The sequence below is a fragment of the Pseudactinotalea sp. Z1739 genome (assembly GCF_049725055.1).
GTDB lineage: Bacteria > Actinomycetota > Actinomycetes > Actinomycetales > Beutenbergiaceae > CALKWS01.
In genome coordinates this window covers 1-12,446 of sequence record NZ_JBMPQA010000014.1, presented here as the reverse complement: position 1 = coordinate 12,446, position 12,446 = coordinate 1, and the positions used below count along the sequence as shown (strand labels likewise).

Annotated in this window: 11 protein-coding genes; 10 read left to right on the top strand and 1 reads right to left on the bottom strand. The window is 70.3% G+C overall.

The genetic code is table 11. The features are described from left to right. Window positions 1-45: 45 nt before the first annotated feature. From metG to ACO0LV_RS16000, 9 genes are all read left to right on the top strand, one after another. Window positions 46-1,851: a methionine--tRNA ligase gene (gene metG / locus ACO0LV_RS16040; protein ID WP_424788924.1), complete on the top strand. Its 1,806-nt coding sequence runs from the start codon at window positions 46-48 to the stop codon at window positions 1,849-1,851. Between the two features lie 115 nt (window positions 1,852-1,966). Beyond that, a complete protein-coding gene (locus ACO0LV_RS16035; RefSeq protein WP_424788923.1) occupies window positions 1,967-2,869 on the top strand; it encodes a TatD family hydrolase in 903 nt (300 codons plus the stop codon). A gap of 308 nt (window positions 2,870-3,177) precedes the next feature. Next, the gene (locus tag ACO0LV_RS16030; protein WP_424788922.1) at window positions 3,178-4,188 is read left to right on the top strand and encodes a G5 domain-containing protein; all 1,011 of its coding nucleotides are present in this window, start codon (window positions 3,178-3,180) and stop codon (window positions 4,186-4,188) included. 178 nt (window positions 4,189-4,366) lie between these two features. Then, window positions 4,367-5,725, top strand: coding sequence for a transglycosylase family protein (locus tag ACO0LV_RS16025; RefSeq protein ID WP_424788921.1), 1,359 nt, complete (start codon window positions 4,367-4,369; stop codon window positions 5,723-5,725). An 83-nt stretch (window positions 5,726-5,808) separates the two neighbouring features. Then, a complete protein-coding gene (locus ACO0LV_RS16020; protein ID WP_424788920.1) occupies window positions 5,809-6,630 on the top strand; it encodes an SDR family NAD(P)-dependent oxidoreductase in 822 nt (273 codons plus the stop codon). Window positions 6,631-6,632: 2 nt separating this feature from the next. Then, the gene (gene rsmA / locus ACO0LV_RS16015) at window positions 6,633-7,541 is read left to right on the top strand and encodes a 16S rRNA (adenine(1518)-N(6)/adenine(1519)-N(6))-dimethyltransferase RsmA (RefSeq protein WP_424788919.1); all 909 of its coding nucleotides are present in this window, start codon (window positions 6,633-6,635) and stop codon (window positions 7,539-7,541) included. Continuing rightward, window positions 7,538-8,479: a 4-(cytidine 5'-diphospho)-2-C-methyl-D-erythritol kinase gene (locus tag ACO0LV_RS16010; protein ID WP_424788918.1), complete on the top strand. Its 942-nt coding sequence runs from the start codon at window positions 7,538-7,540 to the stop codon at window positions 8,477-8,479. The genes rsmA and ACO0LV_RS16010 overlap by 4 nt, the downstream gene beginning before the upstream one ends. A 144-nt stretch (window positions 8,480-8,623) precedes the next feature. Continuing rightward, window positions 8,624-8,863 carry a heavy-metal-associated domain-containing protein gene (locus ACO0LV_RS16005; protein ID WP_424788917.1) on the top strand — a complete coding sequence of 80 codons (240 nt, stop codon included), beginning with the start codon at window positions 8,624-8,626 and terminating at the stop codon, window positions 8,861-8,863. 23 nt (window positions 8,864-8,886) lie between these two features. Beyond that, window positions 8,887-9,792 (top strand): NADP-dependent oxidoreductase, encoded by a 906-nt coding sequence (locus tag ACO0LV_RS16000; RefSeq protein WP_424788916.1) that lies wholly within the window; start codon window positions 8,887-8,889, stop codon window positions 9,790-9,792. 22 nt (window positions 9,793-9,814) lie between these two features. Here the strand turns inward: ACO0LV_RS16000 and ACO0LV_RS15995 are convergent, their stop codons facing one another. Next, window positions 9,815-10,894: an LLM class flavin-dependent oxidoreductase gene (locus ACO0LV_RS15995; protein ID WP_424788915.1), complete on the bottom strand. Its 1,080-nt coding sequence runs from the start codon at window positions 10,892-10,894 to the stop codon at window positions 9,815-9,817. 144 nt (window positions 10,895-11,038) lie between these two features. Between ACO0LV_RS15995 and ACO0LV_RS15990 the strand changes: the two genes are divergently transcribed. Next, window positions 11,039-12,145: an IS110 family transposase gene (locus tag ACO0LV_RS15990; protein WP_424788012.1), complete on the top strand. Its 1,107-nt coding sequence runs from the start codon at window positions 11,039-11,041 to the stop codon at window positions 12,143-12,145. Window positions 12,146-12,446: the final 301 nt, after the last annotated feature.

Here is a 12,446-nt window from a genome sequence, read left to right as displayed (position 1 = left end):
GTCGCCGTCGGGAACGACGGCGACCGGCCGTTAGGATCGGGAGACATGACCCGCATACTCTCCGCGGTGGCCTGGCCCTATGCCAACGGCCCCCGGCACATCGGCCATGTCGCCGGCTTCGGCGTTCCCTCCGACGTGTTCAGCCGGTACATGCGCATGTCCGGCCACGAGGTGCTGATGGTCTCCGGGACCGATGAACACGGGACCCCGATCCTGGTCACCGCCGACGCCCAGGGTGTGAGCCCGCAGGAGTTGGCTGATGAGAACAACGAGATCATCGTCGCCGACCTGGTGAACCTGGGCTTGTCCTATGACCTGTTCACCCGCACCACCACCGCCAATCACATCGAGGTGGTGCAGGAGATGTTCACCACCTGCCACCGCAACGGCTACATGATCGAGCAGACCACCTCCGGTGCGATCAGTCCCTCCACCGGGCGGACCCTGCCGGACCGGTACATCGAGGGCACCTGCCCCATCTGTGCCTACCCGGACGCCCGCGGGGACCAGTGCGACAACTGCGGCAACCAACTCGACCCCACCGACCTAATCGATCCCCGTTCCAAGGTCAACGGCGAGACGCCCGAGTTCATCGAGACCAACCACTTCTTCCTCGATCTGCCCGCCCTGGCTGAGACGATGCAGGAATGGCTGGAGGAGCGCGCGGCCTCAGGCACCTGGCGCCCCAACGTCATCAACTTCTCCCTGAACCTGCTCAAGGACATGCGCCCCCGGGCGATGAGCCGCGATATCGACTGGGGGATCCCCATCCCGCTGGAGGGATGGCGGGACAACCCGAACAAGCGGCTGTACGTCTGGTTCGACGCCGTGATCGGGTACCTCTCCGCCTCGATCGAGTGGGCCCGCCGGATCGGTGAGCCGGAGCGCTGGCGGGACTGGTGGTCCGATCCGGAGGCCCAGTCCTACTACTTCCAGGGCAAGGACAACATCACCTTCCACTCCCAGATCTGGCCGGCCGAGTTACTCGCCTACGCCGGAGCCGGCGACGCCGGAGGGGAGCCGGGAACCTACGGGAAGCTGAACCTGCCCACCCAGGTGGTGGCGTCGGAGTTCATGACGATGGAGGGCCGGGCCTTCTCCACCTCGCGTTCCCACGTGATCTACGTACGCGACGTGCTGGAGCGGTACGGACCGGACCCGCTGCGCTACTTCATCAGCGCCAACGGGCCCGAGACGGCCGATGCCGACTTCTCCTGGGCCGAGTTCGTCCAGCGCAACAACGCAGAACTGGTGGGCGGCTGGGGAAACCTGGTGAACCGCACCGCCACGATGATCCACCGCAACTTCGGGGAGATCCCCCCGGTAGCCGACCTGGAGCCGGTGGACACCGCGGTGCTCTCCCGCGTGCGCGCCGCTTTCGGGACCGTGGGCGACCTGATCGAGCGGCACCGCCAGCGCGCCGCGATCGCCGAGGCGATGGCGGTGGTGGGTGAGGTGAACAAGTACATCTCGGTCACCGAACCGTTCAAACTCAAGGCACCCGAGCAGCGGGACCGGCTGGGCACCGTCCTGCACGTGCTGGCCCAGGCGGTCAGTGACCTGAACCGGATCCTGGCCCCGTTCCTGCCGCACGCCACCAACCGTGTGCACACTGTGCTCGGCGGGACCGGTGAGTTCATGCCGATGCCGCGCAGTGAGCGCGTGGACGACATGGACGACGCCACCCGCGACTACATGGTGATCACCGGTGAGTACACCCTGACCCCGCCGTGGGCATCGGTGCCGGTGACCCCGGGTACCACGATCGATGCGCCCACACCGGTGTTCACCAAACTGGACACCGAGGTGGTCGAGTCCGAACGAGCGCGGCTCGGGATCCCGGCGTCCTGATGGTCTGCCGAGTGCACCGCTGGGGCCGCCGGCGTCACCGGATGACCTGCCTCCAGCACCGCCGGGCTCACCCGGCCCGCCCGATCGCGCGCTTGCCGCATCGCGGGAAGCGCTGATGGCACGGTCGCGCGGGTGGCCACCGGACCCCGAGCCGTTCGACGTCCCGCTGGTGGACAACCACACTCACCTGACTCACGTCGGTGACGTACTGGACGACGGCGTGGGTGACCCGGGCGTGGCAGCGCACCTGCGCCGGGCAGCGGCCGTCGGGGTGGGCCGGGTGCTACAGGTGGGCTGTGACCTGGACAGCGCCCCTGCCAGTGTGGTCATGGCGGCCGAGCACTCGGAGGTGCTGGCCGGTGTGGCGATCCACCCCAACGAGGCACCGCTGCACGACGGGGTGCGGGAGGTGGCACCGGACGGACTGGAGCCGCACGTGCTGGAGCGGCACCGAGTCGGTCTGGACGAGGCCATCGCACAGATCGCCGGCCTGGCCGGTCACGAACGGGTGCGCACCATCGCCGAGACCGGACTGGACTTCTTCCGTACCGGTGAGCGAGGCCGGGCCAGCCAGCGCCGCTCCTTCCGTGAGCACATCGCCCTGGCCAAGGAGCTGGACCTACCGATGCAGGTGCATGATCGCGAGGCGCACGCGGAGATCCTGGCCGTGCTCGACGCGGACGGGCCACCTCCGGTCACGGTGCTGCACTGCTTCTCCGGTGACGCCGACTTCGCGCGGGAGTGCGCGGAGCGCGGCTTCTTCCTGTCCTTCGCCGGCACGGTGACCTTCAAGAACGCCCACTACCTGCGCGAGGCGGCGCTGGCGGTGCCGCCGAGCCAGTTGCTGGTGGAGAGCGACGCCCCGTTCCTGACCCCGCACCCGTGGCGGGGCGCTCCGAACGGCCCGTACCTGGTTCCGCACACGGTGCGGGCCCTGGCGCAGGTGCGCGGTGAGGACCCGGCCGTCCTGGGCGCGGCGATCACCCGCACCAGCGAGGAGATCTACGGGTCCTGGTGAGGGCTCAGCGGCACGGGGACGTAGCGGGACCCGGGATGCCCGCGCGTTGACCCGGACTCTCCGGGTCACCAGCCGGGTAGGAATATCCTCTCCCGGGCTGGCCGAGAAGGTCACAGATCGGTTACGGTCGGGGGTGGCTGTACCCTCCACAGTCGCCACGTAGCCGAAGGACGCCCGTTTCTGTGTCATCCAATTCTGAGTCAACTGCATCCGGGTCCGAGCGCCGCCACCGTGCGGCCGGTTCGACGACCGCTGGGCTACCGAGGTCCCTGAAACGGGCCATCGGTGCCGGTGCCCTGGCAGTGATCATGGCCGGCTCGGTCGGTTTCGCCTCCTTCACCGGGGGTTTCGCGCCGCTGAGCGGGGGATCCACTGATCAGGAGCCCGCAGCCGGACCGGACCTGGACGCCCGCGGCGTCTGGTCCCAGGTCTCCCGCAGTGGCGATGAGCGGACCGACCTGGACTCCCTGGAGGCCGACCCGGTCACCTTCATCGCCACCATCGACGGTGACGAACTGGAGATCACCTCCGGGGCTCCCACCCTTGCCGATGCGTTGATCGATCACGGAATCCTAGTGGGTCTGGATGATGACGTCTCCGCGCCGATGAACAAGCCGCCAGAGGATGGGGACGAGGTCGAGGTGACCCGCGTGGGCACCGTCTTCGGTGCCGAGACGGAGGAGATCGCCTATGAGACCGAGGAGCGTTACACGAGTTCGCTGACCCGGGGGAACCGCCAGGTCCAGACGGCCGGCGTGAACGGCGAGCGGGTCCGCACCTACGTCGCCACCTACGAGGACGGCGAGGAGGTCTCCCGCACCGTCCAGTCCGAGATCCTGGCCAGCGCTCCGGTCACCGAGGTGGTCCTGGTCGGTACTGCCGCACCCCGGCCCGCGCCCACCCCCACGCCCACCAGTTCCGGCTCCTCGAGCTCCGGCTCCTCGAGTTCCTCAAGTTCTAGTTCCTCGAGTTCCTCCGGCTCCAGTTCGTCGGAGCCCTCCTCCTCGGGCTCCTACTCCGGTGACCCCCGGTCGATCGCCCGGCAGATGGTCGCCGACCGCGGCTGGGGCAGTGACCAGTTCAGCTGTCTGGACCGGCTCTGGCAGAAGGAGTCGAACTGGAACCACCGCGCCCAGAACCCTTCCTCGGGCGCCTACGGGATCCCGCAGTCGCTGCCCGGTAGCAAGATGGCCTCGGCCGGTTCGGACTGGCGCACCAACCCCGCCACCCAGATCACCTGGGGCCTGAACTACATCTCCGGCCGGTACGGCAACCCCTGTGCAGCCTGGGCGCACTCCCAGCAGCGGAACTGGTACTGAGGGGCGCCAACCCGTGCCGACTGGCCCTGGGCCGGTCGTGAGTGCGCTCACAGACCCTGGCCCGACGGTCACGATTCGATTACAGTCGCGCGGTGACGTTGCGCCCCGCGCGACGACCGCTCAGCACCAACTCGGCTATCCCTCCCGCCGGTGATCCGGCACGACCCGTAGGACGTTTGTGAGTCTCTTCCGTAAGTCGCGATCCGACAGCCCTGACCAATCGCGGTCCGACGTCGACGTAACCGCCGACGCCCCCGCCGCGAACGACGGTTCCCACCCGCAGCCGGACACCGGTGACCACGCCACGGAGGACGCCGGAGCCGGCGCGGCCACGCCGCGTCGACGTCGCAGGCTGGTGGCGGCCGGGGTACTGGTCGTGGCCCTGGGCGCAGCAGGCGGACTGACCGCCGCGGCACACAAGACGGTCGAACTGGACGTCGACGGGCAGATCCACGAGGTGTCCACGTTCAGCCGGGACATCGAGGCACTCCTGGTGGCCGAGGGCATCGAACCGGCCGAGCGTGACCTGGTGGTGCCGGCCCCGCAGGAGCGTCTGCGCGACGGAACCCAGGTGGTGGTGCGCAGCGCCCAGCAGATCGAGTTCCAGGTCGAGGGTGAGTTCGAGACCCTGTGGACCACCGCGCTCACCGCGGATGAGGCCCTGGAGCACCTCGCAGCCAGCGGCCGCGAGGTGGCCATGACCGCCTCCCGCTCCTCCGGGCGTGCCGAACTGGCCATGCCGCTGACCCAGGGTGGCCCGGTGCAGATCCACATCGACGGTGAGGAGCGCACCGTCTCACCCAGCGGCACCGCCGATCTGGCCGGTGTGCTGCGCCTTGCCGAGATCGAGATCAACCCGGCCGACCGGGTGAGCCTGAGCATGGGAGACCAGGGCACCCCGGTACTGACCGTGCAGCGGGTTCAGAACGAACGCGTCACCCACACCGAGACCATCGAGCACGAATCGGTCCAGCGCGAGACCGCCGACCTGTACCGCGGCCAATCCCGGGTGGTAGCCGAGGGCGCCGACGGCGAACGCACCTACACCAGTGCCCAGGTCCTGGTGGACGGTGAGGTCGAGTCCACCAAGCACATCGGGGTGGAGGTCACCACCGAACCCCAGGACCGGGTCGTGGAAGTCGGCACCGCCGTACGCCCGGCGCCGCAGCCGGCCCCCACGCGTTCCAGCGGCACAAGTTCGTCGGGTTCGTCCGGTTCGGGCTCGTCGGGTTCGTCCAGTTCCTCCGGTTCGTCGGGTTCGTCCGGTTCGGACTCCACCGGTGGTGGCTCTGTCTCAGGTGACGTCTGGGCCCGGTTGGCCCAGTGCGAGTCCGGCGGGAACCCCCGTGCGGTCTCCCCCTCGGGCACCTACCACGGGCTCTACCAGTTCTCGGTGGCCACGTGGCAGTCCGTGGGCGGCTCGGGGCTGCCCTCGGAGGCCTCCCCGGCGGAGCAGACCCAGCGCGCTCAGGCGCTGCAGGCCCGCTCCGGTTGGGGCCAGTGGCCGCACTGCTCCTCGGTGCTCGGGCTGCGCTGACGCGAGCCGGTCCCGGGCGGGCGGTCGGTCGGTCCGGTCGCTAGGCTGACCGAGCCTGCACCGCCGACCCGATGGAGTACTCGATGCCCGCACCCATTCCGGATCGTTTCACCGGTTCCACCGTCCTGGTCACCGGCGCCGGGCACGGGATCGGACGTGCCACCGCACAACGATTCCTGGCCGAGGGTGCCCGGGTGGTGCTCGCCGACGTCGACGCCGATGCGGCGGGCGAGGTGGCCGCACAGTACCCGGGCGACCACGCCCTGGCCCTGGCCTGCGACGTCACCAACACCGAGAGTGTGAACGAGGCGGTCACCACCGGCGCCCGATGGGCGGGCGGCTTGGACGTGTTGGCAAACGTGGCCGGAGGAGCCCGGCCGCACCCCCCGATCCAGGAGATGGACGACGACGAGTGGGCGCACGAACTTGATCTGAACCTGACCGGGGTGATGCGCTGTATCCGGGCGGTGGTACCGCACTTGCGGGAGGGTGGCTCGATCGTCTCGGTCAGCTCGATCAACGGCCTCGCCGCCTTCGGCTCTGAGCCGTACTCCTCGGCGAAGGCGGGCCTGACTGCCCTGACCAGGAACCTGGCGATCGATCTGGCCGCGCGGGGGCTACGGATCAACGTGGTGGCTCCGGGCACGGTGCGCACCCGGGTGTGGGACGGTCAGCGCGGTGGTGCGGACCGGAACGCCCCGCTGATCCCGCTGGGCCGCCCCGGTGAACCCGAGGACATCGCCGCGGCGATCGCGTTCCTCGCATCCGCCGACGCCGCGTGGATCACCGGCATCACCCTGCCGGTGGACGGCGGGATGCTGACCGGTCCGCGCCAGATCACCACCACCGCCGCGTGGCGGGACTACCTGGACGCCACCGGCGACGGGTCTGCCCTAGGGTCGTGAGTGTGAGCCAGTCCACAGCCGATGTCCGCCTGCTCACCGGCTCCGACGTGCGCGACCTCGTCCAGCGCCTGGGCGTGCGTCCCACCAAGGCGCTCGGGCAGAACTTCGTCACCGACCCCGGCACCGTGCGCCGGATCGTGCGCGCCGCCGCGGTCACCCCCGGGGAGGTGGTGGTGGAGGTGGGGCCGGGTCTGGGCTCCCTCACGTTGGGACTGTTGGACGCCGGTGCCCGGGTAATCGCGGTGGAGGTCGATCCCGTGCTGGCCGGGGCGCTGCCGGAGACGGTGGCGGTGCAGGCGCCCGGCAGCGGCGCCGACCTGACCGTGCTCACCATGGACGCGCTGGACCCTGGGGAGTTGCCGGCCGATCCGGTGAAACTGGTCTCGAACCTGCCATACAACGTGGCCGTCCCGGTGCTGTTGACCTTCCTGGAGCGTTTCCCCAGCCTGCGCGAGGTCCTGGTGATGGTCCAGTCGGAGGTCGCCGACCGGCTCGCGGCACCGCCCGGATCGCGCACCTACGGGGTGCCCTCGGCCAAGGTGGCCTGGTACGCCTCGGCCGGCAGAGCCGGATCGATCGGGCGCTCGGTGTTCTGGCCGGCGCCCAATGTGGACTCGGCCCTGGTGCGCCTGGTCCGGCGGGATCCGCCGCCCACCACCGCCACCCGGGAGCAGGTGTTCGGGGTGATCGATGCCGCGTTCGCCCAGCGTCGCAAGATGCTGCGCTCGGCGCTGGCCCCCTGGGCCGGGACGACGGCGCGGGCCGAGCAGGTGCTGCGTCGCGCCGGGATCGAGCCCACCCTGCGTGGGGAGCGGGTGGACATCACGGGCTTCGCCGCTATCGCGGCAGCCGGAGTCGCGGTGGGCAGCACCGGCGAGCGCGCCGCCCAGGGCACGGAGGAGTCCCGGTGAGCGCGGCCACCATGCCCCGGCCGGATGCGGTGCATGTGCGCGCACCCGGCAAGATCAACCTGCGTCTGCGAGTGGGCCCGGTCCGCCGGGACGGTTACCACCCGTTGGCCACGGTGTTCCAAGCGGTCAGCCTGTTCGAGGACGTGCACGCCCGGGTCGCCGATGACATCTCCGTCAGCGTCAGCGGCCGGCACGCCGAGCGGGTGCCCACCGATGAGCGGAACCTGGCCCATCGCGCGGCCACCCTGCTGGCCGATGCCACCGGCACCAGCGCGGGGGTGCACCTGCACATCACCAAGGAGGTCCCGGTGGCCGGCGGCATGGGGGGTGGCTCCGCCGACGCCGCCGCCACGCTGCTGGCGTGCGATCAGCTGTGGGGCACCGGCCTGGACCGGGAGGAACTGGGCCACCTGGCCGCCGAACTCGGCGCGGACGTGCCGTTCGCGCTGACCGGGCAGACCGCGCTGGGCGTGGGCAGGGGAGACATGCTCACGCCGGCGTTGGCGCGTGGGCGATACCACTGGGCGCTGGCGGTCAGCGAGACCGGGCTGCCCACCCCCGAGGTGTTCGCTTCCCTGGACGCCTCCGGAACGATCCCGCCCAACCGACGGGTGAGCGTGCCGCCGTCGATGATGAAGGCGTTGCTGACCGGGGAACCCAGTCGACTCACCCGTCACCTGGTCAACGACCTGGCCGAACCGGCGGTGCACCTGCGCCCACACCTGACGCAGGTGCTGGCCGCGTTCGAGGGTACCGATGCCCTGGCCACAATCGTCTCCGGGTCCGGTCCCACCATCGCCGCGCTCGCGGCCGATCACACCGCGGCGGTGGCGATCGCCGAGCAGGTGCGCCGGTCCCGGGTGGCCGATGAGGTGCTTGTGGTGCACGGGCCGGTGCCGGGTGCTCGGCTCACCGAGCAGGTCCGTACCGATCGCTGAACCCGGCCACGAGGAACCGGGCGGGACTGCCGTCGGACTTGATCTGTATCAAGGAGATGGAGTCCCAACGTGCGTAGTTTGAGTATCACCAGCCCGGGCGAGGTGTCCGGAACGGACCCAGACAACCACGAAAGGAGCGCCACGATGAGCGCCACCACCAGTAACACGACCACCACGATCCTGCGGGCCGAAGGCTTCTCCTGCCCCTCGTGCGTGGCCAAGATCGAAAAGCGCGTCGGCAAGGTCAAGGGTGTGGACTCGGTGAAGGTCCACTTCGCCTCTGCCCGCGTCGAGGTCGTGCACGACCCCGAGGTCGCCACCACCGACGATCTGGTCGCCGCTATCGCCAAGGCCGGCTACACCGCGCGCCCATCCGCCTTCTGAACCGAGCCGAGGAGAATCACACGATGTCGAGGCAGTACGTCTTCACCACCTACGGCGGACCCGACGGCGAGAAACTCACCGAACGGCCGGTGCCCGAGCCGGGTACCGGCCAGGTGACCGTGCAGGTCAAGGCAGCCGGGGTGAACCCCGTGGACTGGAAGATCCGCCAGGGCCTGCTGGGCACCCGCGAGCCGGTTCCGGTGCCGATGGGCCGGGAAGTCGCCGGGGTGGTCACCGCCGTGGGCGCGGACGTGGCGGACCTGACGGCCGGGGACGAGGTGCTCGGGCTGGTCGCTCACGGCGAGGGCGGATTCGCCGACCACACCCTCCTGGACGCCGCCGACCTGGTGGCCAAGCCGGAGGACATCTCCTTCGCCACCGCCGCCCTGATCCCGGTGGCCGGAACGACTGCCTACGACCTCACCCACCAGATCGAACTGGAGGAGGGGCAGAGCCTGGTGATCCTGGGCGCCGGCGGCGGGGTCGGGCACCTGGCCGCCGAGATCGGTCGGGTGCACCAGTTCCGCGTGATCGGTGTGGCCTCCGAGGGTAAGCGGGAACTCGTGGAGTCCACCGGCGCGGTGTTCGTGGCAGCCGGTGCGGGGGCGGCCGACGCGGTGCGCGACCTGCTGCCCGAGGGCGCGGACCTGCTGGTGGACCTGGTCGGGGGGCAGGCCCTGCGTGACCTCGCCGCGGTGGCCAAGTCGCCGGGCCTGATCGTCTCCGCGGCCGACGGGGACACCGCGGTTGCGCTCGGTGGGTCGGGGCGGGAGGCCGACCCCGAGTCCCTCTCCAAGATCACCGATGTGATCGGCTATCAGGTGATCACGCCTCAGGTCAGTCACACCTTCGGCCTGGACCAGGCCCGCGAGGCGCTGGCCCTGGTCGAGTCCGGCCACGCCACCGGCAAGGTGATCATCGAGCCCTGACCGGCGCCACTGGTCGCCCCGGCTAGTCGGCGCCGCCGGCGAGCAACTCGCGCACCCGCGGGATCACCTCGGTGCCGTACAGTCGGATCGCCTCCATCGTGTGGACGTGCGGCATCGGCCCGTTGCTGTACTTGAGATCGAACCGGGACAGTCCGAGTTGACGCACGGTGCGGGCGATCTTGGCAGCCACCGTCTCCGGTGATCCGGCGAACACCGCTCCGGAGGCCACCTCGGCCTCGAAGTCGGAGCGGGTGGTCGGTGGCCAGCCACGCTCCCCGCCGATCCGGTCCCGGTTGGCCTTGAAGTGGGGGAACATCAACTCGCGCGCCTCATCGTCGGTGGCGGCCACGAATCCCGGGGCGTGCACCCCCACCGGGAGTTCCTGCAGACCGAACTCGCCCAGGGCGCGCCGGTACAAGTCGGCGAAGGGCGCGAACCGGGCCGGGTCGCCTCCGATGATCGCCAGCATCATCGGGATGTTGTAGCGCGCCGCCCGCAGCACCGACTCCGGGGACCCGCCCACCCCGATCCAGGTGCGCAGCGTCCCGGCCTCGGTCTTGGGGTACACCTGGGCGCCCTGCAGCGGACCCCGAACCGTTCCCTCCCAGCTGACCGGGCCCTCCGAGCGCAGGTCGGCGAACAGGTCGAGCTTCTCGCTGAACAATTTCTCGTAGTCGGTCAGGTCCAGGCCGAACAGCGGGAAGGACTCGGTGAACGATCCCCGCCCCAGCGTGACCTCGGCACGCCCGGATGAGATGCCGTCCAGGGTGGCCATCTTCTCGTACACCCGCACCGGGTCATCCGAGCTCAGCACGGTGACGGCAGTGCCCAGCAGGATCTGCTCGGTCCTACTGGCGATGGCCCCTAGCACGATCTCCGGGGCGGAGATGGCGAAGTCGTCGCGGTGGTGCTCGCCCAGGCCGATCGCGCCCACCCCGACCTCGTCGGCCAGCACGCCCTGCTCGACCACCTCGCGCAGCACCTGGGCCTGGGTGCGCGGGGCGCCGGAGGTGTCGACGGTGACGTCCCCGAAGGTGTCGAGGCCCAACTCGACCTGGGAGGGGGCAAGGACCGGCTGCAGCGGAGGCGTCGACTCACTCATCCGGACACGATACGCCCGGGCGCAGGCTCAGACCATATGAGGGTGGTGGGGTTCTGAGTCTTGACGGGTCCAGGGCCTCACGGTGCAGATTCGTGGATCATCCCCCAGAGTGGCTGGGGGTGCCGACATGCAGCGGAGGCCCTGGTGTTCAGTGAGGTTACGGCGATTGGGTTGGATGTGCACGCGCGTAGCGTGCGAGCGGCGGCGTTGGACACCTCGACCGGTGAGTTGATCGAGGTGGGGCTACCTGCGGATGGCGGGCAGGTCACCGAGTGGGTGGCAGGTATCGCGGCTGGTCATGGGCCGGTGCACGCAGCGTACGAGGCGGGCCCGACGGGTTTCGGGCTCGCCCGGAAGCTGATCGCGGCGGGGGTGCCGGTCACGGTCGCGGCGCCATCGAAGATCCTGCGTCCCGCCGGGGAGCGGGTCAAGACCGACAAGCGCGACGCGCTGCTTCTGGCGCGGTTGCTGCGGATGGAGGAGCTGGTGGCGGTGCGCGTCCCGACGGTGGCCGAGGAGGCCGCCCGGGACCTGGTGCGTGCCCGTGATGACGCCCGGGTGGAGTTGATGGCTGCCAGGCACCGGCTGAGCAAGCTGCTGCTGCGCCGGGGGATCGTCTACGACCAGGGCAAGGCGGCCTGGACCGGGGTTCACGACGCGTGGCTGCGGCGGGTCCGCTGGGAGGGGCTCGAGGATGCCGGGGCCGGGACTCTGGCGGCGTTCGACGCCGCCTACGACGCGGTCACCACGATCGGTGCCCGCCGGGACCGCCTCGACCGCGAGATCCTCACCGCGGCCGCGGACAGCGAGTTCACCGCGACCACTCGCCGGCTGGGCTGCCTGCGCGGGATCTCCACCCTGACCGGGTTCGCCCTCGCGGTGGAGATCGGCGACTGGCACCGGTTCACCGGCCGCACCATCGCCTCCTACCTCGGCCTGGTGCCCAGTGAGCACTCCTCGGGCGGCACCCGACACCTGGGTGCGATCACCAAGACCGGCAACACCCACGCCCGCCGGCTGCTGATCGAGGCCGCCTGGCACCACAAGAGCGCCTACCGGCCCGGGAAGACCATGCGGGACCGGTGGGCCCTGGCGCCCGCCACCGTGGCCGCGCGCGGCGACGCCGGCAACCGGCGCCTGCACCACCGCTGGCAGGTCCTGACCAGCCACAAGAAGAAGCACACCATCGCCAACACCGCGATCGCCCGCGAACTCGCCGGCTGGTGCTGGTCCCTGGCCACCATGGACTAGCCACCCGAAAGCTCGTTCGCCGGCCACCGGGCCGGGGAGCATGCAGCGTGAGGAGCGCACCAGCGATTCGCCTGTGAGCAGCCGGCACCCGCCGGCCACGCTCGACCTCAGACACGCTCGGACGCTCTCGCCGGAACACGGTCATGCGGTAACCAACCCGCGCATATCAGACTGACCACGCGTCACCAGACACGCCGCACCCCGACCCGCCCCCAGCGAACGACGAAGCGCCGCCAGACACGGCCAGTCCGGCGGCGCTTCACCCTGCCCACTTGACAAACAAGCCCCACATATCAGGCGA

Coding starts and splice junctions, on each gene's coding strand:
- ACO0LV_RS15995 (WP_424788915.1), bottom strand. CDS start 10,894: ATGAGTGAGTCGACGCCTCCGCTGCAGCCGGTCCTTGCCCCCTCCCAG.
- ACO0LV_RS16035 (WP_424788923.1), top strand. CDS start 1,967: ATGGCACGGTCGCGCGGGTGGCCACCGGACCCCGAGCCGTTCGACGTC.
- ACO0LV_RS16000 (WP_424788916.1), top strand. CDS start 8,887: ATGTCGAGGCAGTACGTCTTCACCACCTACGGCGGACCCGACGGCGAG.
- ACO0LV_RS16005 (WP_424788917.1), top strand. CDS start 8,624: ATGAGCGCCACCACCAGTAACACGACCACCACGATCCTGCGGGCCGAA.
- ACO0LV_RS16020 (WP_424788920.1), top strand. CDS start 5,809: ATGCCCGCACCCATTCCGGATCGTTTCACCGGTTCCACCGTCCTGGTC.
- metG (WP_424788924.1), top strand. CDS start 46: ATGACCCGCATACTCTCCGCGGTGGCCTGGCCCTATGCCAACGGCCCC.
- ACO0LV_RS16030 (WP_424788922.1), top strand. CDS start 3,178: ATGGCCGGCTCGGTCGGTTTCGCCTCCTTCACCGGGGGTTTCGCGCCG.